Origin of the sequence: Streptomyces luteolifulvus, assembly GCF_008806595.1 — a bacterium.
GTDB lineage: Bacteria > Actinomycetota > Actinomycetes > Streptomycetales > Streptomycetaceae > Streptomyces > Streptomyces luteolifulvus.
This window is the reverse complement of sequence record NZ_VZRB01000036.1, coordinates 61647-84431: the sequence shown is the minus strand read 5'-3', so window position 1 is coordinate 84431 and position 22785 is coordinate 61647. Positions and strand designations below refer to the sequence as shown.

15 protein-coding genes and 3 pseudogenes are annotated in these 22785 nt (G+C 71.5%); 2 read left to right on the top strand and 16 right to left on the bottom strand.

What is annotated here, in order from left to right; translation table 11 throughout:
* Window positions 1-106 precede the first annotated feature (106 nt).
* On the bottom strand, window positions 107-790 hold the full coding sequence (locus tag F7R91_RS34375) for a nucleotidyl transferase AbiEii/AbiGii toxin family protein (protein ID WP_225320952.1): 684 nt from the start codon (window positions 788-790) through the stop codon (window positions 107-109).
* A 2-nt stretch (window positions 791-792) separates the two neighbouring features.
* Window positions 793-1212 carry a hypothetical protein gene (locus F7R91_RS34370; RefSeq protein WP_225320947.1) on the bottom strand — a complete coding sequence of 140 codons (420 nt, stop codon included), beginning with the start codon at window positions 1210-1212 and terminating at the stop codon, window positions 793-795.
* 567 nt (window positions 1213-1779) lie between these two features.
* Here F7R91_RS34370 and F7R91_RS34365 point away from each other — a divergent pair.
* Together F7R91_RS34365 and F7R91_RS34355 are read left to right on the top strand one after the other, a co-directional pair.
* A complete protein-coding gene (locus tag F7R91_RS34365) occupies window positions 1780-5280 on the top strand; it encodes a SpoIIE family protein phosphatase (RefSeq protein ID WP_150956168.1) in 3501 nt (1166 codons plus the stop codon).
* A gap of 481 nt (window positions 5281-5761) precedes the next feature.
* A pseudogene (locus F7R91_RS34355) lies at window positions 5762-6567 on the top strand (IS630 family transposase); the annotation flags it as partial.
* A 22-nt stretch (window positions 6568-6589) separates the two neighbouring features.
* On the opposite strand, the gene F7R91_RS34350 reads toward F7R91_RS34355, so the two are convergent.
* The 14 genes and pseudogenes from F7R91_RS34350 to F7R91_RS34290 form a co-directional block, all read right to left on the bottom strand.
* A complete protein-coding gene (locus tag F7R91_RS34350; protein ID WP_150956162.1) occupies window positions 6590-7003 on the bottom strand; it encodes a hypothetical protein in 414 nt (137 codons plus the stop codon).
* A 601-nt stretch (window positions 7004-7604) separates the two neighbouring features.
* Complete coding sequence (locus F7R91_RS44425) at window positions 7605-9134, bottom strand: fibronectin type III domain-containing protein (RefSeq protein ID WP_408056087.1); 1530 nt, start codon at window positions 9132-9134, stop codon at window positions 7605-7607.
* A 77-nt stretch (window positions 9135-9211) separates the two neighbouring features.
* Window positions 9212-9331 carry a hypothetical protein gene (locus tag F7R91_RS44100; protein ID WP_331000682.1) on the bottom strand — a complete coding sequence of 40 codons (120 nt, stop codon included), beginning with the start codon at window positions 9329-9331 and terminating at the stop codon, window positions 9212-9214.
* A 37-nt stretch (window positions 9332-9368) separates the two neighbouring features.
* Window positions 9369-9620, bottom strand: a pseudogene (locus F7R91_RS43220) (fibronectin type III domain-containing protein); the annotation flags it as partial.
* Between the two features lie 657 nt (window positions 9621-10277).
* Window positions 10278-11399: a chitosanase gene (locus tag F7R91_RS44420; RefSeq protein WP_408056089.1), complete on the bottom strand. Its 1122-nt coding sequence runs from the start codon at window positions 11397-11399 to the stop codon at window positions 10278-10280.
* A 78-nt stretch (window positions 11400-11477) separates the two neighbouring features.
* A pseudogene (locus F7R91_RS44415) lies at window positions 11478-11918 on the bottom strand (discoidin domain-containing protein); the annotation flags it as partial.
* Between the two features lie 821 nt (window positions 11919-12739).
* Window positions 12740-13129, bottom strand: a complete 390-nt coding sequence (locus F7R91_RS34325) for an aminotransferase class I/II-fold pyridoxal phosphate-dependent enzyme (RefSeq protein ID WP_225320950.1) — start codon at window positions 13127-13129, stop codon at window positions 12740-12742.
* Between the two features lie 186 nt (window positions 13130-13315).
* Window positions 13316-13849, bottom strand: coding sequence for a hypothetical protein (locus F7R91_RS34320; RefSeq protein WP_150956150.1), 534 nt, complete (start codon window positions 13847-13849; stop codon window positions 13316-13318).
* 45 nt (window positions 13850-13894) lie between these two features.
* A complete protein-coding gene (locus F7R91_RS34315) occupies window positions 13895-15118 on the bottom strand; it encodes a MinD/ParA family ATP-binding protein (RefSeq protein WP_150956147.1) in 1224 nt (407 codons plus the stop codon).
* 77 nt (window positions 15119-15195) lie between these two features.
* Window positions 15196-15705, bottom strand: a complete 510-nt coding sequence (locus F7R91_RS34310) for a sigma-70 family RNA polymerase sigma factor (RefSeq protein ID WP_150956144.1) — start codon at window positions 15703-15705, stop codon at window positions 15196-15198.
* 363 nt (window positions 15706-16068) lie between these two features.
* Entirely contained in the window at window positions 16069-17415 is a 1347-nt protein-coding gene (locus F7R91_RS34305) for a S8 family serine peptidase (RefSeq protein WP_150956141.1), read from the bottom strand.
* The gene (locus tag F7R91_RS34300) at window positions 17412-20834 is read right to left on the bottom strand and encodes a right-handed parallel beta-helix repeat-containing protein (RefSeq protein ID WP_150956138.1); all 3423 of its coding nucleotides are present in this window, start codon (window positions 20832-20834) and stop codon (window positions 17412-17414) included. Before F7R91_RS34300 ends, F7R91_RS34305 begins: the two co-directional genes overlap by 4 nt.
* Before the next feature lie 90 nt (window positions 20835-20924).
* A complete protein-coding gene (locus F7R91_RS34295) occupies window positions 20925-22265 on the bottom strand; it encodes a hypothetical protein (protein WP_150956136.1) in 1341 nt (446 codons plus the stop codon).
* Window positions 22266-22346: 81 nt separating this feature from the next.
* Window positions 22347-22781 carry a hypothetical protein gene (locus F7R91_RS34290; RefSeq protein ID WP_150956133.1) on the bottom strand — a complete coding sequence of 145 codons (435 nt, stop codon included), beginning with the start codon at window positions 22779-22781 and terminating at the stop codon, window positions 22347-22349.
* Window positions 22782-22785: the final 4 nt, after the last annotated feature.

Genomic DNA, 22785 nt, shown 5'->3' with positions numbered 1-22785 from the left:
CCAAACGCCTGTGGAGCGCCGGTAAGACGGGCACCCGTGCCCGCACAGCGCGGTGAAGCAGGAAGCCCCGGAAGGGTCAGGCGACCCAGGCCGGAATCCCTGGACTTTAGGCCAGGGAGCACGTCAATCGTCTGGTTCCGCGTTCGGCGAGCCGCTGCGCATGGTCATCCAGCCATTCCTGCGCCCAGTTCTTTAGCTCAGTGATGTCTGCGGCGTCCAGTCCGTAAGCCTCGAATTCCGCGTCGCTGATCCATTCCAGGCTTTCCAGCCGGTCGTGGAGCTCTTGCAGATCGAACTCCTCAGGCCGCCGCGCGGCCAGGCCTTCCAGTTCTCCAGTGCTGTAGAGGTGGCGCGCTGCGTGGACGTCAATGGCGTCACGAGCCAGACCGCGATCTCCCAACGCTCGCACCTTGGTGCCGATCAGGTCGTCCAGGGCGAGTACCGGCCCGCCGTCCAGCAGAACAGGGCGGCGCCAGAGCACCTCCTTGAGTAGATCCACCTCGCATGCAGCCCCGGTCGCCGGATCGGTGGCGAGGAAACGGGCCTTCAGCGGAGCGACGTCGATAACCGTGACCTGCCAGCCCTGCTCGCTCAGGCCGCGCGTCAGGTGCTCGATGATCTCGCCCATCGCTGCCGGATGTTCCGTGGCAAAGTCGAGGTCCTGGCTGGGCCTGTGGATGATGCCGTGTGCCTGAACCGCGTAGCCTCCCATCAGTGCGAGCCCAAACGGGCGCCCGACCGTGAGTGCGTCAGCGAGCAGGCGGCGATGGTGGTCGGGCAGGCCGGGCACCGTCACGCGGCAGCCGCCGGCCGCAACTGTGCGAAGCGGTTCTCCCACGCGGTACGCACACCGCGGCCCAGCATTTTGCGCAGGATCGGCCAATGCGCGATCAGTTGCGCAGCGTCGAGATAGCGGGTGTAGTCCTCGCGTCTGCCGTTCAGAAGAACCATCCGGTACATCCCCAGCAGCAGCTTCTCGTCACCGAGATCGAATGCGCGTAGCCCTGACCACGCCAGGTGAAGAGGGAGGACAACCGTGCCGTTGGTGGGGCCCATGAGCTCGGCGAGGTCATCAGGCAGCTGATCTGGCGCCGGAGCCCAGCGGGATTGCCCGGCGCTGCCCGATGCCTCGTCCGAGTAATCCTTCATCGCCATCGGCGGTGTTCTCGCTTCCTCCGGATCAAGCAGATCCAGTATCAGCGTGTCCACCACTCAGGGGGAGGCCCCCTCATCGGCTCCCAGGAGGCGATGGCCATCGGGCGGGTCGGATCCGGGCTTGATGCGTACTGGTTGGGTGGCTTGGTCGTGTGGTTTCTCTCGAAGTGGCGTGTGCGGTGGTCACGGTGCGTTGTCGTCGGGGGCGGTGTGGATGCGGTGGCCCGGCCCGCCGGGCGGGTTGAGTGCGTCGGGATCGACGCGGCCGAGGACTGCGCCGTCATCGGGATCGTTTTCTGCGTTGTTTCGTCCTGCGGCTGGTGGTTGATCCCCCGGGGGGCGGGTCGCTTCTTCCCGCTGTCCCGGGCGGCACGGTCGGCGCCGGGGATGTCGGCCGCCCGCAGGGATGGTGAGTTGACGATCGCCGCCGGTCGGTGTGTGGTGGCTGGCGCTACACTGCTGGGCAAATCACCCTTTTAGTCATTTTGGTCCTGTAATTCTGGCAGGAGCATCGTCGGGGGCGCCGGATCCGGCGTCCGATGTGCCCGGAAGGTCCGTAGCGAGTGGTCGTCGGTGGCCAGGGGCGTGGGCGGATCGCACGGGTGCCAGGAGGGAGATTTCTCGATGGCCCGGCCCGATGATCCGTGTACCGCGGTGGCCCGGATGTTCGCCAAGGCCGGCGCGTTCGGTGAGCTTTTGGCCGGGATCGACTGGGCGGCGACGCCGCTGGGGCTGCCCGAGTCCTGGCCGGGGCCGCTGGTGGAGTCCCTGCGCCTCATGCTCACCTCTGAGCACGGGATGGCTCTGTACTGGGGTGCCGAATTCGCCACGCTGTACAACGCGGGCTCCGCACCCATTGTCGGCGCCAAACACCCCTGGGCGCTCGGCAGGCCCTATAAGGAGGTGTTCCCCGAGGTGTGGGACCACCCCGTGAGCTCCCACTTCCACTATGTGACCGACACCCGCAAGCCCCTGCTGGTCCCCGAGGAGCCGCTGATCATGGAGCGCCACGGCTTTCCGGAACAGTGCTACTTCGACTCCGCCTTCCAGCCGGTGCTACTGGATGACGGCACCTCCGGCGGCGTGCTGCAGATCATCACCGAGACCACCGGCCGGGTCTTGGGCGAGCGGCGGCTGCGCCTGCTGAGCGAGACTGGCGCCCGCACCGCCGGGCTGCCCACCCCGGGTGAGGTCGCCCGCGTTGTCTCCTCGGTGCTGGGCTCCTATCCCGAGGACATCCCGTTTGTGAGCCTGTACCTGGCTTCCGAGCCGGGGATGCTGCGGCCGGCGGCCTCCACGGGGCTGCGGCCGGCGCCCCAGGCCGTCTCGCTGAGTGCGGCCGACGGGTCACATCTCGCGGCCCGGCTGGCGCAGGTGGTCGCCGACGGTGCCCCCGCCACGCTGCCGGCCGTCGCGCTCACCGGCGGCAACGCGGCCGGGCAGCACGTCGCGGCCACCCGGCTCCCCATCGAGCAGGCGCTGGCCCTGCCGCTGCACTGCGCGGGCCGGGTGGAGGGCGTCCTGGTGGTGGGCGTCAACCCCTGCTTCCCGCCGGGCGGGGCCTACCGGGACTTTTTGGAGGTGCTCGCCTCCGCCGTGGCCGGGGCGCTGACGGCCGCGCTCGCCCACGACGAGCAGCGTCGGCGGGCGGAGGCGCTGGCCGAGCTGGACCGGGCCAAGACCGCCTTCTTCGCCAACGTCAGCCACGAGTTCCGCACCCCGCTCACCCTGCTGCTGGGCCCGCTCCAGCAGGCCCTGGCAGACGAGGACCGGCCTGAGCGGCGCGAGCAGCTGGAGCTGGCCGAGCGCGGCGCCCTGCGCCTGCTGAAGCAGGTCAACACCCTCCTGGACGTCGCCCGGGCCGAGGCCGGGCAGATGCGCCCGGCCCTCGAGCCGGTCGACCTCGCCGCTGCCACGGCCGAGCTGGCCGGGGTGTTCCGCTCCGCCTTCGAGGCGGCCGGGTTGACGCTTCAGGTGGATTGCCCGCCGCTGCCGGGCCCGGTGTCCCTGGACCGGGAGATGTGGGAGAAGATCATCCTCAACCTGCTCAGCAACGCCCTGAAGTTCACCTTCACCGGCGGCGCCCGGGTGCACGTGGCCGCGGTCGGCGACCGGGCCCGGCTGACCGTGACCGACACCGGCACCGGCATCCCCGGCGATGAGCTGCCGCGCCTGTTCGAGCGATTCCACCGGGTCCGCGGCGCCCGCTCCCGCTCCCACGAGGGCAGCGGCCTCGGCCTGGTGCTGGTGAAGGACCTGGTGGAAGCGCACGGCGGCACCGTCGGCGTGGCAAGCCGGCCCGGCCGGGGCACCACCGTCACCGTTGACCTCCCCTTCGCCGCCGCCCACCGGATGCGCCCCAACCCGCCCGCGGCCGGCACCGGACCTGCCGGACAAACCCCCAGGGAAGGCGGAAGCGGCCGACCCGGCCGCGCCGCGGCCTATGTGGACGAGGCGCTGGGCTGGCTGGCGGCCGCCCCCGCCCCTGCCACGTCCACCCCCGCGGCACGCACCCCCGACGCCCCCGCGACCCACGATGCCCACCACCGGCCCGGCCCGCACGAAACCGGCCGCCCCCACCGGGCCCGCCTGCTGGTCGTCGACGACAACGCAGACATGCGCGCCTACCTCACCCAGCTCCTGCAGCCCGACTACGACGTGCTGCTCGCCGCCGACGGCCTGGCCGCCCTTAAGACGGCCCTGGCGCAGCCGGTGGAGCTGGTGCTCAGCGACGTGATGATGCCCCGCATGGACGGCTTGGAGCTGGTTAGGGCGCTGCGCGCCGATGCGCGCACCGCCCGCCTGCCCATCGTCTTGCTCACCGCCCGCGCCGGCGAGGAGGAATCCGTGCAGGGCCGGCATGCCGGCGCCGACGACTACCTGGCCAAACCCTTCTCCGCGCGCCAGCTGCTGGCGCGCGTCCGCACCGGGTTGGAACTGTCCCGGCTGCGCGAACAGGTCCTGACCGAGACCCGCAACCAGCTGGCCTCCCTGGCCTCCCTGGCCGAGGCGGGCCTGCGGCTGTCCGCCACCCTCGACCCGGACCGGATACTGCAGACGGCCGGCCAGATCCTGCTGCCCGACTTCGCCGACCAGATCAGCATCCACCTCAACCCCGCGGCACCCGCCCCGGCACAGTCGCCCCCGGCATACATCGCCGGCACCCCCCTTCTGGCCCGCGAGGCCCTGGCCACCGCCGCCACCCACGCGATCAACCCCGCCGCCCCAGCCCCAGCCGGCCCACACCCGCCGCCCGCCGCCGTGCTGGCCCTGCCGCTGCACGCCCACGACCAGACACTGGGTGCCCTGGTACTGGTGAGGCACGCCGACTACTCCGCGGTCGAACACAAGTACCTGGAGAACCTCGCCCACCGCCTGGCCCTGGCCTACGACAACGCCATCCGCTACCACAACGAGCGCCGCCTCGCCCTGACCCTGCAGCGCGCCCTGCTGCCCCACCGCCTGCCCCAGCTGCCCGGGGTGCGCCTGGCCTCTCACTACCGGGCCGGCAACCGCGGCGCCGAGGTCGGCGGCGACTGGTACGACGTGCTCGCACTGCCCGACGGTGCCGTGGGGCTGGCCATCGGCGACGTCATGGGCCACGACGTGGAAGCCGCCACCATCATGGGCCAACTCCGCTCCGCCCTGCACAGCCTCGCGATGGAGGGCGCCGGCCCGGCCCAGGTGCTGGCCAGGCTGGACGCCTACCTGCAGTCCCTCGCCACCGAACGCTTCGCCACCTGCCTGTACGCGGTCTACAACCCACGCCACCACCGCCTGCGCTACGCCGCCAGCGGGCACCTGCCGCCCCTGCTGGTAGCCGCCGACACCGCATACCTGGAGCTGCCCCTTGCGCTGCCGCTGGGACTGGGCAGCACCCCGGCCGACCGCGAGGTGGCGTTCCCGCCCGGCACCAGCCTGCTCCTCTACACCGACGGCCTGGTGGAAAGCCGGGTACTGTCCCTGGACGACCGCCTGGCGGCCCTGCGCCAGACCTGCGGCGCGCTGCCCGCCACCGCCCGCACCGACCCCCAGCAGATCACCGAACGGGCCCTGGAGCTGCTGGACACCCCCGACCGGGTCGATGACGACACCGCCCTGCTCGCCGCCACCGCGTCGAAGTAGAGCCGTCGCCAGACGAAGGCCTCGTTACTGGCCGGCAGCCACTGTTCGGCTTCGGTTCCCTTGTGTCGGACCTGGACGAGCTGGTCACCCCAGTCGACGTCGCCGCACCGAATGCCGAGGACTTCGGCGGCGCGGCTGGCGTTGCTGGTGACCAGCGAGGCCAGGGCCCGGTCACGGTCCGAGCGCAGGGCCGCGAACAAGGCGTCCCACTGCTCACCGGGCGTCGCTCGCGGACGGCGTTTGGGCAGGGGCGGGTTGTAGCGCGGCCGGCCTTCAGGCCGCAACGGCTCCAGCGGGTTGTGGTGCGCGTTCGGCCGCCGTCCCCCGCGGCGTTCCTGGGGCACCGGGTTGACCAGCCGACCGGCAGCGCTCGATTCCAGAACTCGTGAAGCTGCGGATCACCGCGTTGCTGTGGCGGATCGTGCGGAGGGCGTACTGGTCTCCCGGGTGCTGCGCCGGGGTTGACGTATCCCGCGCGGCTGCAGGCGGACCGCTCGTCCACGGCTGGGCCGATCAGCGGTGGACGCTGGCGCGGGTCAAGATGCTGATCGGTCGACTGTTCCACGTTTCGTACACGGTGGAGGGCACGTGGCGGCAGCTGAAGCGGCACGGCTGGTCGTGGCAGCAGCCCACCCGGCGGGCGATCGAGCGCAACGATGCGGCGGTTGAGCTGTGGAAGAAGGAGGTCTGGCCGCGGGTAAAAGCTGTGCGGCGGCGTGCAACGGCTGGATCGTCTTCGAGGATGAGGCCGGCCAGTCGATGACGCCGCCGCGCTCTAGAACCTGGGGGCGGATCGGCCAGACCCCGGTCGTCCGGGTTCGCGGCCGGGGCTCCGGACGGGTGTCGATGGCAGGTATGACCTGCTACAAGCCGGGCGAGCGGTCCCGGCTGATCTACGCCATCCGTGAGTACCGAGGGCGCAAGGGCGAGCCGAAGGGCTTCGGCTGGCGGGATTTCCGCGACCTCTTGGCGCGTGCCCGCATCCAGCTCGGTGGACCGATCGTGCTGGTCTGGGACAACGTCCGCCTCCACCTGACCGCTGGGATGCGGGAGTTCATCGCCGCGAATGCCGCGTGGCTCACCGTGTTCCAGCTGCCCACCTACGCGCCGGACCTGAACCCGCAGGAGGGCATCTGGTCGCTGGTCAAGCGCGACATCGGCAACCTCGCCGCAGCCGACCTGGGCCAGATCACCAGGGCCGTGAAGCGCAGGCTCAAGCAGATCCAGTACCGCCCGGACTTCGTCGACAGCTGCCTTGCGGGCACTGGCCTCATCACGGCCGACTGAGCGGCGCTGCGCTGCAGAATCGTCAGTCGCCGTAGTACCGGTCGTAGGAGGCGGAGCGCTCCTCCACTGAGAAGCTCTCGAATTCACCGTCCGCCTCGAGCTCGCGCAGTCGATCCAGCGCCGCCGCCGCAGCGGGTGCACGGTTGGCCGAGAGGCGGGCCTTCGTCGCGTCGAGCCCGTGCCCAAGCAGGAATTCGATGTCGATCGAGCACGCTGCGTCGAAGCTGGCTTGCTTCGCACTCCAGACCAGGAGCACGTCGTCGACGTCGCCGCTGTTGAACAGCTGGAAGCAGCAGAGCCTCATCAGCTCGGTGTCGCCCTCGCCCTGGGCGCGTCGCTCACGCGCCGTGTGCTCTCTGAGGAGTGCGCGGACCTCGTCGAGATCCGCGCCGACGGGGCGAAGCCCGTAGCGGCGCAAGCTTTCGTTGACATCCATCGTTGGTCTCCTTGATCGTCCGGCCCGGCCCGTGGCCTATCGGCCCCGCCCATCGCCGTTCAGTCGGACGACAGCCTCTCAGCCGGTCACAGCATGCACACCGAGGGCCGGCCCATATGGGTCGGCGGCCACCGGCGCAGGTGACCGGGCCCACGCTACCCGACATCACCCAATCAAGTTGAGGTAACGGTCGGCCCGGACATCCACATCAAGGTGGGCCGCACCCTCTACTCAGTGCCCTGGAAACTCATTGGTGTTGTCCAACCTGAAGTTGCAGGTCGCGGGGCTGGCGTGGGGTGAGGCCGGGGTGCTCGTGCCGGTCGGGGCGTGGGGCCGCAGTCGGTGGCAGGCGGCTGCGGCAGGGCGGTGAAGCGGCCGGCGTGAGGGCCGCGGTGAGTGCTCTGAGTCTTCGCTGCCCTGTGCGCATTGGTGATCCTCCCGGTGTCCGTGGGGCTGGGTGCGTTGTTCGTGGGACATGGGGGGCAGACGGCCACCGGATGACGCTCCGGCAGCTAAGAGCCGTCTGCTGGTAGGAAGGGGTGGGCGAGGCGTCGGTGTTGCCGCCACGCGTGGCGGCGCGTGGCGGCAATGCGGGGGCGCGTCAGCAGGCGCCGTCGTCGCGCCAGACGGCCCAGGACGTCGGGTCGTTGGGGACCGCGCCGGTGGAGTAGTAGGTGGCGGTGTACTTGTGGCCCGCGTACGAGACCACGTCACCTGGCACGTACGACTGGGTGGAGGACCACGCCGTGGGGCAGATCCCCCCGCCGGCGGCGTCGGTCGTCACCGACACGCTGGTGGAAGAGGCGGACACATTGCCCGCCGCGTCACGGGCCTTCACCGTGAAGGAGTAGCCCGTGCTCGCCGACAGCCCGCTCACCGTCGCACTCGTCCCGGTCACGGTGCTGACCTTGGTGGTACCGCGGTACACGTCGTAACCGGTGACACCGACGTTGTCCGAGGAGGCGTTCCAGGCCAGGGACACACTGGAGGACGTCTTGCTCGGGGAGTACAGGCCACTGGGCGCGCTGGGCGCCTGCGTGTCAGTCCCGCCGCTGCCGGCGCTGGTCGTCACTGGCAGGCTGTTGGAGGCGGCGGAGACATTGCCGGCGGCGTCACGGGCCCTGACCGTGAAGGAGTAGCTCGTGCTCGCGGCCAGCCCGCTCACCGTCGCGCTGGTCCCACTCACCGTGCTGGCCTTGGTGCCGTCGCGGTAGACGTCGTAGCCGGTGACGCCGGTGTCGTCGGAGGACGCGTTCCAGGCCAGGGAGACGCTGGAGGCAGTGGTGCCGGTCGAGCGCAGACCGTCCGGGACCGTGGGCGCCTGGGTGTCGCCCGGGGTGCCGGCGGTGAGCTCGTACGCGCGCATGTTGCGCAGCAGCAGGTATGTGTCGCGCAGGGAGCCGGAGGTGTCGCCGAGGGAGCGGTAGATGCCCCACTTGGGGCGGACCCGGTCGGCGAGGAAGGTGTCGACGCCGGTCTTGGTCGCGTCGACGATCGTGGTCCCGGCGCTCTTGACGACCCAGCGGACGGAGCCCGCCGTGCCGTCGCCGATCTTCATCTCGTACTCGATGTCGATCCACTTGTTCTGCAGCGGTTCGAGGTTGGTCCGGCCGACCGTGACGTCGCCCGCGATGACCTTGTGCTCGATGGTCTGCACGCCGTTCACGCGGCGCAGCGAGGTCACGGTGATCGGGGACGTGCCGGGGCCCGGCTGCTTGGTCTGCATGATGTGCGTGAATGTGGTCGTGGCCATCAGGGAGCTGGGGATGTACATCGAGTACGTGACCCGCCAGGTCTCCCCGAGCTTCCACTGGAGGTAGGAGGAGGACGAGGTCCGGTTGCCGGTGACCTCGTGGCGCTGCCGGTCGGTGGAGGTGTCCCGGTCGACCATGTGCATGTCGAACCGGTAGGCGTCGCCCGCCACCTTGATGTGCGGCCCGAAACTCGTGTGCGAGTCGGCGCGGTCGTCTTCCAGGGTCTCGAAGGCACCGAGACCCTGGACCGTCGGATCGGGCGCCCAGCGCAGCGTCCAGGTCGGAGCCGCCTCGGCGGGGGTGGAGGGCACGCCCAGGCCGAGCAGGCCCAGGCCGAATGCGGCCGCGAGAGCCGCCAACCTACGTCTGTATTTCATGTGTCAGTCCCTTCGCGAGGCTGTCAGGTGCAGGTGATGTTGCTGGGAGGGGAGGAGGTTTCTGGGGCGGGGGTGTGTCAGCAGGCGCCGTCGTCGCGCCAGACGGCCCAGGACGTCGGGTCGTTGGGGACCGTGCCGGTGGAGTAGTAGGTGGCGGTGTACTTGTGGCCCGCGTACGAGACCACGTCACCTGGCACGTACGACTGGGTGGAGGTCCACGCCGTGGGGCAGGGTCCCCCCGCCGCCGCTGCCGGCGTCATGGGCCTTCACCGTGAAGGCGTAGCTCGTGCTCGGGGACAGGCCGCTCACCGTCGCGGTGGTCCCGGTTACGGTGCTGACCTTGGTGGTGCCGCGGTACACGTCGTAGCCGGTGACACCGATGTTGTCGGAGGAGGCGTTCCAGGCCAGGGACACACTGGAGGACGTCCTGCTCGGGGAGTACAGGCCACTTGGTGCGCTGGGCCCCTGCGTGTCGTTGCCACCACCGCTGGTGGAGACGAACTTCCAGGTGATCCCGTTGACCACACCGACATCGAGGGGGGCGAGCTTCTGGAAGGCCGACTTGCTGAGGTCGATGTGCTCGAGGGGACCCCGGGCACTTGTCCTTCACCGCCACGGTGATCGTCCGGCCGTTGTAGGTGACCTGGACGGAGATGCCGTTGCACAGCGGGTCCGCGTTGGGGTTGGCGGTGGTCCACCACGCGTACGACACGGCGACCAGGTCCTCGGTGGTGGCGTTGATCTGCGTGCCGCACACGCCGTAGCCCGTGTCGTCGTACCAGGTCATCTTGCCCGTCCGGGACTCGCCGATCGGGACCGCGGAGGCGGGCCCGGTGCCGGACACGAACAGGAGCATGGCGCCGATCGCCGGGGTGACCCAGCGCAGCGTGTGTTGTGGTGTGAGACGCACGTGTTCTCCTCGGGCACGGGGGATCTCGTCCCGGCTTCGGGGATGACGGCACAACAGGGGAGAGGAACGACCGTCTGCGGGCAACGTGGCCTGGCAGTGGGGGAGGCGTGCAGGGTCCGTGCCACCCGGGCCGTCCGAGCGGGGCGTATGGGACGGACGGCCAGGGTGGCCGTGACTGCGCGGGCGGCGGGGAGGGGAGGGCGCCCCCGGGCGGACTGGAAGGCGCGTAGCTGTCAGGAGGTGATGGAGTAGGAGTCCCCGTAGACGCTCCAGTACAGCGGGGTGTTGAGGTGGAGGTTGCCCTCGTTCAGGAACCTGCGCTGCGCGGTGCTGACCCGTGTGGTGTCGCTGTGCGCCTCCTCCTTGCGCATCTCCTCCTCCCGCTCGTCGAGGAAGGCGTGCAGGAACGTGACCTCGTTGCCGCCCTGCGACGGCGGCCTCACCCGGGAGGCAGCCCGCGAACGGATCGCGCGGAAGCCCTCCTCGCCGTGCATGACCGCGGCGTCGTAGTAGGCGAACTGGCCCAGCGCCTTCAGGCCGTCCGTCTTGGCCTGGCCGACCGCCGGGTTGAAGTAGACCCGGTCACGCTCCTCCTCCTGCGTCTTGGTGAAGACGGAGTCCTGGGCGGCGGTGCGCCAGGCATTCTCGAAGGACGTGCCCAACCCGTCATGCGAATCGGTGCCGTTGACCTCGCGCAGCGCCGGCAGGTAGGGCGCCAGCGGGTTACTGGGCTTCTTCTGGGTGTAGCGCTCGACGAGGTCGAGCATGTCGCCGGTGCCGGAACAGAAGCCGATGATCCCAGCGGTGTAGCCGCGTCCGTCACCGATGTCCTCGATGTAGGCGAACTGCGCCCGCCAGTCCAGGGATGAGTTCTCGAAGGAGGACACCAGTTTCATGGCGTTCTCCTTCTTGTACGGGTCATCCAGGTTCGCGGTGCTGGACGGCGGTGGTGTGGTGGGGCTGGGGCTCGTGGTCGACCCGCCGTAGACCTCGACCTCGTAGAGGGAGTAGCCGTACGCGGTTGCACGCTGGATGCCGTAGACACGCACGTAGCGCCCCGAGCCGCTGACCGTGAGGTCGTCGGTGCCGCCGTCGCCGGTGGTCGTGCTGTACACCTGACGCCAGGTGGAGCCGTCGTCGGACAGCTCCACTCGGTAGGACTTCGCGTACGCCGCCTCCCACTTGAGAACGACCCGGCCGACGGTTTTCGTACTGCCCATGTCGACGCGGAGCCACTGCGGGTCGACTCCTTCGGCACTGGCCCAGCGGGTGCTGGTCGAGCCGTCGACGGCCTTGCCGCCCTCGAAGCCGGCGCCCTCGACCGAGGAGACCGACGTCGGCCGCCCGGCGAGCAGGTTGGTCGTACTGTCCGGCGGCGTGGTGGGGCTGGGACTCGTGGCCGACCCGCCGTAGACCTCGACCTCGTAGAGGGAGTAGCCGTATGCGGTTGCGCGCTGGGTGCCGTACACGCGCAGGTAGCGCCCGGAGCCGGTGACGGTGAGGTTGTCCGTGCCACCGTCACCGGTGGTCGTGCTGTAGACCTGGCGCCAGGTGGAGGCGTCGTCGGACACCTCGACGCGGTAGGACTTGGCGTAGGCGGCCTCCCACTTGAGCACAACCTGGCCGACGTCGGTCACCGAGCCCAGGTCGATCTGGATCCACTGGTTGTCGACTCCTTCGAGGCTGGCCCAGCGGGTGGAGGTGGAACCGTCGACGGCCTTGGTGGGCTCGAAGCCGGCGCCCTCTGTCGAGGAGGCCGTGACGGTCTTGCCGAGGGCGAGGTTCGTACCGGCGGCGGACGCGGGCGTGAGCCCGACGTAGCCGGCGACCAGACCACCAGTGAGGACGGTCGCGGTGATCGCCTGCCAGAGCATGATGTTTCTACGCATGGCTGTGCCCTTTCCGTTCAGGAAGCAGTCCAGGAGGAGGGGAAGGGGGCAACGGCGCGGCGGGCGCCCGTACGGCGCCGCACGGGGACGGCTGCGGGAACTCCCGGCTCGGTCCGAACCGGTGACGATGTGCGTGGACGGCTCGGTCTGAGCCGGTGACGCTGCAAAGAGATGGTTAGGAAAGTTTCCTAACAAGCTGGCGGGTGCGTGAGACAGTAGGGCTGCCGTCATGCAGGGCGCAACCCCTACTGGCTGGTAAGACAGTAGGGTTGCGTCGCGCAGCACGTAACAGCCCTACATAGCAAGGACGTTGGTACTGCCATCCATGTGGGCCTGGCTGCTCCTGCCGGAGACGGCACGGGGGCAATGACGTGCTGCGGGGCGGCAATCCGACGGCATTCTGGAGCGGAAGAACAGAGCCAGGATGATCACACCTACGCCTACGACCCCAACGGCAACAAGGCGCAGGACGTGGCGAAGAAAGCCTTGTGTCCAGGGCGTACGACCCGCACCTGGACGTCGACTTCAGCCCGCTGCGAGGAGACGTCCAGCCGGGGCCGACGCTCGGCGAGCCGCCCCGGCCTCCCCCTCGCGGTCGACGGTGCCGTGCGAACTCCTCTGGCATCGCGATCACGCCGGCACCCTACGCGCCGGTCCGCCGCAGCCACCTGTCAGCCGTCGTCTTCGACGTCCACATGGTCGATGTTCCGGCCCGGGGGCAACGAAGCCATCCCCTATTCGATCACGCCGCAAGATGCGATGCACAGGCCTCCCCAGTCTGAGATCTCTATGGAACCCGGGGCGGTTCACCTCGTGGCGCACTGACACGATTGCGACCAGCACCCCGAGTTGCAGTGGCGCTCGGCGAGCTCCGGTGAGGTGATGCCGTATCCCACACGCAGAGCCGCGAGGCCGTACGCTTTCGAGAAGGTGCGCAGCACCACCAGGTGTGGGTATTCGTGAATCCAATTCAGCGTGTCAGGGTGCTCGGAGTGCCGGACGAATTTGATGTATGCCTCGTCGAGCAGGACCACCGCCCGGGCAGGCACCGAGGCGAGGTCGTCGGGCGGGGTGGCTGAACCAGCCACCCGTTGCGCCCCCACCCACCTGGCCCGACCTCGCCGCCCGCACTGAACGCCGCCGTTGCTTCCATTCGGCGTCCATCGGGACCAGGTGAGGGCCGGTTTCAGAGGCATCCGAAACCGGCCCTTGATCATTCTTGGGGACCAGCCGGGGACCGGCGCGCTTGACTGGGGTCAGCGGGTCACGGCGATCGGGTTTAGCGAGCGCAGGACGCTGAAGAGCGCGGCGAGCGCTGCTCCGGCTGCCGTAATCTTGTGTATGTCTGAGTGGAGGTGGCTGGGTGGGGCCTCCGGAGGGCTCTACCAGGGGCTGCTGCTCGTCGTTGTCGCGCCCCAGGAGGTTGCGGGCGGGGCGCCGAGGACGGAGCCGCTCGAGGAGGACCGGGTGGGGGCGGGGGCGGAGCCGACGGCCGCGCGGCGGGCGGGGGTGTCTGCCGCCGACTGCGTGACCGCCCGGGCCGGCGCCTCCCGGACCGTCTCGCGAGGACGCTCGGCCTCTTCTCCGACCCACTCCAGGCGCAGTACCAGATTGCGCTCGTGCCGATTGCCCCCCGGCCAGTCCACGTCCTTGCTGGTGATCGTCTGCGTACGGACGCCGCCCACCGTCTCCCAGCGGCTCCTGACCGCGCGGACGTTGGGCCGCCACCGGCCCTCGTACAGGTGCTCCACCTCCAGGTGCCAGCTCGGCGCGTCCACGTGCTGGACCGTCCCCACCTCGCCGGGGACCTCGATCCGCGCCCCGCGCGCACCGGACACGGTGACCACGGCACGTTGTGGCCAGTCCGCGTCGAGACCGATGACGGTGATGCGGCAGGGGCCCTCGTACCAGGCCATGGGTGCTCTCCAATGTTCTCGGGGAAGGGGTGGGGGAGGGCGGCGTCAGCCGCCGGGGAAGTGCTGGGCGACGAGAGCCGCGAGTTCGTAGTACGCGGCCCGGGTCCGGCCCCGCATCGACGCCGGGTCGACCTCGTCGCCACGGGCCAGATGCGGGTCGTACGGGACGGTCACCACCGCCCGGCAGTGTCGGCGGAAGTGGGCCACGGCCTCGTCCCCCAGGGCCAGCCGTCGCGAGGACGACCGCACGCCCGAGATGACCGTCACCGCCTGGCGCGCCTTCTCCTCGTGGCCGAGGGCGGTCAGCCGGTCGAGGACGAGACCGGCGCCGCTCAGGCCGTCCGCGCCCGACGAGGCCATGACGACCAGCTGATCCGACAGCTCCAGAACCGCGCGCAGCGTGTCGTGCGGCATGCCGGTCCCGGAGTCGGTGAGGACGATCGGGTACTGGCCGCTGAGCAGGTCGACGACCTGCCGGTAGTCCCGCTCGCCGAACGTCCGAGGGTCCGCCGGGTTCGGGTCGTGAGCCACGACCTCCAGGCCGCTGGGGGTCTGTGAGGTGAACGCGCGGATGTCCATGTAGGTGCGCAGCCGGGGGAGCGCGGCCACCAAGTCGCGCACGGTGGCTCCGGACTGCCGCCGCACCCGGCGGCCCAGGGCGCCCGAGTCGGGGCTCGCGTCCACGGCGACGACCCGGTCGGCCCGTTCCCGCGCCAGCACCGCACCGAGCGCCAGGGCGGTCGTTGTCTTCCCGGCCCCGCCGTTCAGGCCAATCACCGCGATGCGGTGGCTGCGCAGCAGCGGGACCCGCAGGGTGTCGGAGACACCGCCCGGCACCCTGCGCCGCCCGATCCGGAAGAGCGGACGAGGAGCACGCCGGGACGGTCGCGCCTGCGCCACGGGCTCCGCCGGGCCGGCCGGGACCGGCGGGAGCGTGTCCGCGCCCTCCACCTCGATGTCGGCCTCCGCCTCGGTCTCCGCCTGGGTCTCCGACGGGTGCTTCCGAGTCGGGTCCGCAGGCACCGCCGCCGGGAAGGGCTCCGCCGGTGCCGGTGCCGGTGCCGGTGCCGGTGCCGGGTCGGTGGGCGGGGGCTCCACAGGCGCGGGCTCCGCCGGCACGGCTTCGGCAGCCGGTTCGGGCGGCGCCCCGTCGGGTGCCTCCGGCAGGACTTCGCTCCGCCTCGTGCGCCAGTGCCCGGGGCTGTAGTCGGGCGCGTCCGTCCAGTGCTCGGGCGCGGCCATGTCGTTCCTGGCTACGACGCTGACCACCTCGGTCCCCTCTCGTCGGTCGCCCGGAGGAACGGCCCGGAGGGCGCGGCCGGTTCAGCAGACACGGACCCGGACGATCATCCTGGGGCGAGACCGCGCCGTTCCAGGACGGGACGCAGCGCCCTTACCGCGTAGAAGTTGCGGGACTTGACGGTGCCCGGCGGGATCCCGAGCGCCGCGGCCGCGTCCGTGGTCGAGCGGTCGTTGAGGTGCAGTTCCACCAGCACCGCCCGGTGGTGCTCGGGCAGTTCGGCGAGGGCGTCGCCGACGGCGTGTGCGGTCACGACCTCCTCGTACGGGTCGTCCGGGGCCGCCCGGTCCTCCGGCGTCTCATCGCCCAACTCCTTCGCCCGGGCGGACTGCGCCCGGAAGTGGTCGATGGCGATCCGGCGGGCGACGGTGAAGAGCCAGGGACGACCGTGCTCCGGGCCCCGGGTCAGCGCCTGCGGGTGCTGCCAGGCGCGCAGGAACGTCTCCTGGAGCATGTCCTCGGCCCTGCCCCGGTCCCCGCTGGTCAGCCGGAGAAGGGCGCGCATCAGGGCGGAGGCGTGCAGCCGGTGCAGCTCCGCCAGGGTGTCGCGGTCCATAGTGCGGACGGGGCGTGCCTCCGCGCGGACGCCCGATCCTGATCCATCGCGGACCCTGCTGTCGGCATCGTGTTCGTGCGTTCCCACCCAGGTCGTTCCTCCCCCGCCGCGCGTCGACGACTCTGGGGCGGCGGACGGCGGCATCGATCGGCCGACGGCTCAGGGCACGTCGGACTGGTCGGGGACGACCTTGGCAACCTCGACTCACGCTTAGTTATTGCTCGGCTAATGCTTCGTTATCGCCCGGGTGCGATGGCACCGACTCGGGCCGTCGGAGATCTCGGATTGTGGCTGTGGGCTGCGGTTTCGTGGTTGCCCGGCAGTGGGTTGACTTGGTGTTCGGCGGGCGGGATGTGCCCTATCTCACCGTGGAGTCGGGTCGCATCCATTGCCTTCAGATGGGTCCGGGCCACGCCCCCTCGCCGCTTCCGGAGCGCGGTAGTTGCCCGGCCGCCACTGCCGTCGGCGGCCTCGCGGCACCACGGCGGCGGCCACCGCCACCCCTGCCAGCACCGCCAGGGAACCGGCCGCCACCCAACAGGCGGACCCGGCGGCGGACGGCCCCGGCACGGGCGGCATCGCCACCCCGGGTGCCGCCGCCCGCCCTCTCGGGGCCGCAGCGCCGCGCCGCTCCTCGGGGAGCACGGCCGTGACGGCGGCGATCGGGTCGACGGAGCCGTATCCCCGTATCCGGTCCGGCACCGGTTCGCCCGGTCCCGATGTGGTGGAACGGAGCCGGTGGACCAGGGCCTGAGCGCTCAGCTCCGGACGGCGGCTCAGGACGAGGGCCGCCGTCCCGGCCACCAGCGCGGTCGCGCAACTCGGACCGGAGGCCGTGAAAAAGCCCCGGCCACCCGGCCCCGAACCCGTCACCGCCTCTCCCGGCGCCGTCAGGTCAACCCGCCCCTCGGGAGCCTGCCCGGACGCCTTCCCGCCGGGGCCGGTCGCCGCCACCGACAGCACCTGCGGGAGGGACGCCGGGTACGCCACGTCCTTCTCCCCGTCCGGTGAGACCGGGGCGATCACGACCGAGCCCTCGGCGACCGCGTACCGCACGGCGCTCCTCAGCGCCGGGCTGTCCGAACCGGTCACCGCCACCACGGCGATCACCCGGGCGCCGCCGCCGACCGCCGCCCGGATGCCCTGGGCGAGAAGCTCGGGGGTGGTGTTCCCCCGGCGGTCGGTGACCGGGACGTCGAGGATCCGCGCGCGGGGCGCGATCCCCGCGAATCCCGTCCCCGGGGTGCGGGCCGCCGCGATCAGTCCGGCCGTGAAGGTGCCGTGACCGGCGCAGTCCTCGGCCGGGCCGGCGTCGAACCGGCGCGGCGTCCGCATCAGCCGGTCGCCCAGCAGCCCAGCGATGTCGTCCACCCCCGAACCCACCACGGCCACCGTAACCCCGGCCCCCTCGGACAGCGGCCAGACCGCATCCGGGCGCAACAGGGCCTGGGGCCACGGGAGTCCGGTCACCTTGCGGTTCGACGCCTTGCGGCAGGTGTCGTCGGAGAGCCGCTGTGTGATGGCGGGCAGCGAGACGGGATCCGTACCTGCCGCCCCGGCCTCGGTTCCGGTCCCGGCCTCGGTTCCGGGCGAGCCGGTCCCGCCGTCCGGGCCGGGCACGGCCGCCGCGCCTCCCGGCAGCAGGGTCAGGGTCCCGCACAGCAGGGCCGCCGCGAGGACCGCCGCCCCGCCCCGCGCACCCCGGCTCACGCAACACCGTCCGGCACCCGGTCCCCGGGCACGTCCTGCGGCAGCAGCAGGCTGAGCTCGGCCACGTCGTCGACGTCGAGCCTGCTGAGCCGGCCCGCCTGCCTGGTGATCATCGTTTCCAGGACCTGGCGGGCGAAGCGGCCGTTGCCGAAGCTCCGGTCGCGCGGCACCGCCGCGAACAGCTCGCCGAGCGCGGACAGCGTCTCGGGCGGGCACACGTAACCGGCCTTGTCGGACAACGACCCGACGATCCGCACCAGTTCCTCGTCGGTGTAGTGCTCGAAGACGACGGAGCGTGAGAAGCGGGAGGCCAGGCCCGGGTTGGAGTCCAGGAAGCCCTGCATCTCGTCGGCGTACCCGGCGACGATCACCACGACCTCGTCGCGGTGGTCCTCCATCAGCTTCATGAGGGTGTCCACCGCTTCCTGCCCGAAGTCGTTGCCCGTGCCGCCGCGTGGCGTCAGCGTGTACGCCTCGTCGATGAACAGCACGCCGCCGCGAGCCCGTTCGAAGGCATCCTTCGTCAACTGCGCGGTGTGGCCCACGAACCGGCCCACCAGGTCGGCCCGCGCGGTCTCCACCAGCTGGCCGCCCGGCAGCACGCCGAGTTCGGCGAGCAGCTGCCCGTAGAGCCGGGCCACCGTCGTCTTGCCGGTGCCGGGCGGGCCGGAGAACACCACGTGGTGGCTGATCGTCGCCGTCGGGAGACCGGCCTCCTTGCGCCGGTTGACCTGCTTGATCAGATTGACCAGGTCCTCGACCTGCTCCTTGGCGGCGGGCAGGCCGATCATCGCCCGCAGTTCGTCGAGGAGTTCCGTCCTGCGCTCCACCGGCTCGCCGGAGGGCGCCGCGGCCGCTGCGGCGGCCTCCGCCCCCACATCCTGCGGCATCAGCAGCGCCAGATCGGTGTTGCCGATCTCGGGCAGTGCGGCCAGTCGGGACGCCTGCCGGTCCACCATCTCCTCGAAGACCTTGCGCGCGGCCCGGCCGTTGCCGAAGTCGGGGCCCTTCGGCATGGTCTCGAAGTGCAGGGTCAGCGCCTCGCGGGTGCCGTCGGCGAGCTGGTAGCCGTGCCAGGCGGCGGACATCGCCACGATCGTGGTCAGTTCGTCCTCCGCGTAGTTCTCGAACTCCACCGTGCGGCTGAACCGGGACGCCAGACCGGGGTTGGAGTCCAGGAAGCCCCGCATCTCCTCCGAGTACCCGGCCACGATGACGACCACCTCGTCGCGGTGGTCCTCCATCAGCTTCACCAGCGTGTCGATGGCCTCCCGGCCGAAGTCCGGCCCGCTGCCGCCGGTCCCCTGCGACAGGGTGTAGGCCTCGTCGATGAACAGCACGCCGCCCAGCGCCTGCTGGAACACCTCCGTCGTCTTGATCGCCGTGCCGCCGATGATCGATGCCACCAGGTCGGCCCGCGCCACCTCCACCAGGTGCCCCGACGGCAGCACGTCCAGCTCGGCGAGGATCGAGCCGTAGAGCCGGGCCACCGTCGTCTTGCCGGTGCCGGGCGGCCCCGCGAAGATCAGGTGGCGGCTCATCGGCAGCGCGGGCATCCCCGCCAGCTCCCGGCGCCTGGCCAGCTTGTTGAGGTTGACCAGGGTGGCGACCTGCTCCTTCACCCCGTCCAGGCCGACCAGCGCGTTCAGCGCCTCCAGCGGTCCGTCCGGCTTGCGCGACGCGGCGGGCGCCGCCGACTGCGCACCCTCGCGGGAGGAGCTGCCCGCCTTCCCCTCGCGGTCCTCCTCCCCACGCGGTCCGTACGCCGTCGCCCCCGGCCCGCCGGACGCCGCGGTCAACTCCCCGTACGAGTCCGGCAGGTCGTTCTCCGCGCTCGTCAGGTTCTCCACCGCGAGCCGGGCCGACGGCTTGAGCTGGCGCAGCCCCGAGCCCCCGTTCCCCGAGACCGCGCAGTCGTGCACCCGCACCGCCTCCGCGGAGTCGACGCGGATGCCGTCACCGGTGTTGTCCACCGCCTCGCACCGGTTCAGCGCGGCCCGCCCGCCCTGCGCGATCCGGAAGCCGTACCGCCGGCAGGACCGCGCCCGGGTGCGGGCCGCTGTCAGCTCACCGCCGTCCTCGACGAGCACGCCCTCCTGCGGCGAGTCGGCGACCTCGCAGTCCCGCAGCGTGGCCACCCCGCCCCCGCCGACCGACACGCAGGCCGCGCCGGTCTCCCGGACCGTGGTGGTGCCGACGTACGCGTCGCCGCCGTCGGCGATCCGCACCCCGGCCTGCCCGGTGGCGGAGATCTCCGAATGCTCCACGCGGCCCCGGCCGCCCCGGGTCACCTCCACCCCGGCCCCGGCCACATCCGACACGTTCAGCCGCCGCAGCATAGGGTTCGCGCCCTCCAGCGCGCGCACTCCCGCCGCGGCGCCGCCGCGCACCTCCAGCCGGTCGAAGTCCGGCGCGCTGTCCCCGGTCAGCTGGACCGCTGCTTCCTTCGCGTCCCGTACCGAGCAGCGCTTGAACGAGGGACCCGAGGACTCCTCCACCCAGATGCCGGTGCCCGTGGGCGCGCTGACCTCGCACTCCTCGAAGGCGCCGCGTGAACGCCCCGTCACATGGATGCCGTTGCCCTCGGTCCGGGAGACACGGCAGCGGCTCAGCACCGGGTCGGTGCCCTCGGCGAGCGCGATGCCGTGCGCCTTCGTGGCGGACACCGAGCACTCCTCCAGGACCACCCGCTCCTGGGAGCTGATGTACACGCCCAGAGGGCAGTCCCGCACCGAGGTCCGCACCACCCGGGTGGAGCTGTTCTGCTCCAGGGCGATGGCGGGCTTGTCGGTGGCCGAGATCTCGCAGTCCTCGATCAGCCCCCGGCCCTCGCCGTTGGCGCACACGCCGTTGCCCCGGGCGTCGCGCAGTACGCAGTTGCGGAAGGTCGGATTGGCCCGCTCGCCGATGACCACGGCCGAGGTTCCCAGGTGCTCCACGACACAGCCGTCGATCACGCTGGTGCCGGTGGACGTCTCCACGATCCCCGCGCCGCCGGGGTTGGTCACCCGGCAGCCCCGCATCGCCAGCGAACCCTGCTGCCGGGTGAGTACGGCCGTCCAGGCGTTGCCCACCACCTCGCAGTCCTGGAGCGCCGCCTGCCCGCGCGGCACGTCCACGGCGGGCAGCTCGTCGTCCTGCCCCTGGAGCACCAGACCCGTCAGCTGTACCGCCTCGGCCACCACCTGCACCACCGTCCCTCTGGGCGGCACGATCCGCACGGTCCCGTGCGGGTCCTCGGCGGTGATCGTCACCATCTTGGTGATGACCAGGTTCTCCTCGTACCGGCCCGGACGCACCGAGATCACCACACCGCTGCGCGCGGCCTCCAGGGCCGCCCCGATCGTGCGGTAGGGGCTGCCGGCGGACGGGTGGTCGCTCTGCGCCTCGGCGCTCACGGTCAGCACATGGCGCGACATGCGTGGATGTTCCCTTCGTGGTGGGCCTTGGAGACGGGCATCGGGGGCGTGGGCCTCAGGAGCGGCCCGGCCGGGGACGGCCGGGCCGCCTCAGTCGGCGGTGCACTGGACGCGGGCGGCGTCGCCCGCGTGGTGGGCGTAGGTCTTCCGCGACCCGGACCAGTCGAGGCCCCGGTCGTGAAGCTTCACCGTCAGCACCCCGCCGGTGATGTGGACGCCGCCCGCGCTCACCCACTGGCCCCGCAGGGACGGCTGGTCGAGGTTGAAGGTCCGCAGGATCGGGTCGTTCCCCGTGGTACCCGCGTGCACCGTGTAGTACGACGGTTTGCCGCCGACCGCCTTGATGTCGGTGTTGCTGGGGATGTGCACCGAGACCTGACAGGTGCCGGAGGTGACGGCGCCGGTGCGGAAGATCCAGCGCAGCGAGTTCCCGGCGTCCGAGCCCGCCTTCCCGGACATCGGCAGAGAGAAGAAGCCGCCGTTGCAGCCGCTGCCCGCGTAGCCGCCGGAGCCGTACTTCTGCCAGCCCTCCTTGCCGTCCGTGTACCAGCCGCTGTAGGTGAAACTCGCGCCCGTGCTTGCGCAGTTCGGCCCTGCCACGGCCGAGTACTTCGGCTTCGCCGGAGCAGCCGGCGCCTGGGTGGCCGGCGTCTTGGGGGTGGAGGTGGTTTCCCCGGGCCCGGCGGGGGCTGTTGTGGGCGCGGAGCCGCCGTGAGCGGCGCCCCGGCCGGTGCCGGGCGCCTGGGAGGAGGTCGGCGTCAGGCCGGCGGGGACACTCACGCCCACCCCGGCGCCGACGCCGGACCGGGGGCCCTTCCCGGCGGCCGAGGAGCCCTTTTCCGGCGTGTCGGCCCTGGGCACGAAGCCGCCGGGACCGCCGTCGGCCCGGTTGTACCCGGCGGGGCGCGGCGGCACGGGACCCGGTCCGGAACCGCCGCTGAGGTGCGAGAGCACAAGCGGCACGCCCATCAGGACCACGCCCGAGGTGGCCGCCGCCGCGATCATCGGCTTCGAGAGCCGTCGAGCGGACCGGGACTCGGCCTGCGCCGCCGGCGCGGCGGCCGCCGCGAGGCCGTCCGCGTCGGATGACGCCTGCGTCCCGCTGCCGGGGATGCTCTCCGGAGCGTCCTCGCCCTCGGAGTCGGTTCCGGCATCGGCCCCGGTGTCGGTCCCGGTCTCGCCGTGGGCGGCGGGCACGGCCGGGACGGAGCCGGAGGGTACGGCCGAGGGCTCCGGCTCGGCGGCGGCCTCCGGGGCCGGTCCCGGCGCCACGGCACCTTCGGCCGGCCTGCCTTCGGACTCCTCCTGGGACTTCCCCTGAGGCTCCGGTTCCTCGGCCGCCTGCTGCCAGGCGACCGCCGGCAGGCTGATGGCCGCCGCGGCCTGCCCTGCGGCGTTCCCGGCCCGCACCTCGTTCTCGTCCACCGTCATTCCCCTTGGTCCTCTCGATCGTCGCGAACCCTCCGCGCACGTACGAACGGACCTGCGGAGCCCCGTGGTTCACTGCCCTGGTCAGCCGAGCGGAAGGATTTCCGTCCCTTCCGGCGCCGGGGTCAGGACGAAGGCGGCGGCCCGCTCGACGACGTCCTGCCCGAGGGGGCCCGGAGCTGTGTAGCCGGGCTCGCTCAGGTGCGCGATCAGGTCGGGGTCGGGGGCGAGCGCGTAGTGCTCCAGGTAGTACTGGACGGTGTCCGTCCACACCCATCGCCCGTCTGTACGGAAGGTGAGCGGCACCTCCGCGACCCGGGAGGGGGTCAGCACGTCGTCCATCAGCACCGGCGTTGCGAGCACGGGTGTCCCAGCGGCCAGCCGCTCCAGCAGCAGGGCGCGCAGCTCCGGGTCCTCGACCACCGGGTGGTCCGGGGCGAAGCCCGGACCCGTCACCGGGTCCGCGTGGTCGAAGACGGAGGCGAGCCGGAACTCCGGCTGAGGCTCGGGATCGGTCATGACG

Bases quoted from the DNA above. Each gene is read 5' to 3' on its own strand.
- F7R91_RS34320 (WP_150956150.1), bottom strand. From the start codon at position 13,849: ATGGCCTGGTACGAGGGCCCCTGCCGCATCACCGTCATCGGTCTCGAC.
- F7R91_RS34365 (WP_150956168.1), top strand. From the start codon at position 1,780: ATGGCCCGGCCCGATGATCCGTGTACCGCGGTGGCCCGGATGTTCGCC.
- F7R91_RS34295 (WP_150956136.1), bottom strand. From the start codon at position 22,265: ATGACGGTGGACGAGAACGAGGTGCGGGCCGGGAACGCCGCAGGGCAG.
- F7R91_RS34325 (WP_225320950.1), bottom strand. From the start codon at position 13,129: ATGCCTCTGAAACCGGCCCTCACCTGGTCCCGATGGACGCCGAATGGA.
- F7R91_RS34310 (WP_150956144.1), bottom strand. From the start codon at position 15,705: ATGGACCGCGACACCCTGGCGGAGCTGCACCGGCTGCACGCCTCCGCC.
- F7R91_RS34350 (WP_150956162.1), bottom strand. From the start codon at position 7,003: ATGGATGTCAACGAAAGCTTGCGCCGCTACGGGCTTCGCCCCGTCGGC.
- F7R91_RS34290 (WP_150956133.1), bottom strand. From the start codon at position 22,781: ATGACCGATCCCGAGCCTCAGCCGGAGTTCCGGCTCGCCTCCGTCTTC.
- F7R91_RS34300 (WP_150956138.1), bottom strand. From the start codon at position 20,834: ATGTCGCGCCATGTGCTGACCGTGAGCGCCGAGGCGCAGAGCGACCAC.
- F7R91_RS44425 (WP_408056087.1), bottom strand. From the start codon at position 9,134: ATGAAATACAGACGTAGGTTGGCGGCTCTCGCGGCCGCATTCGGCCTG.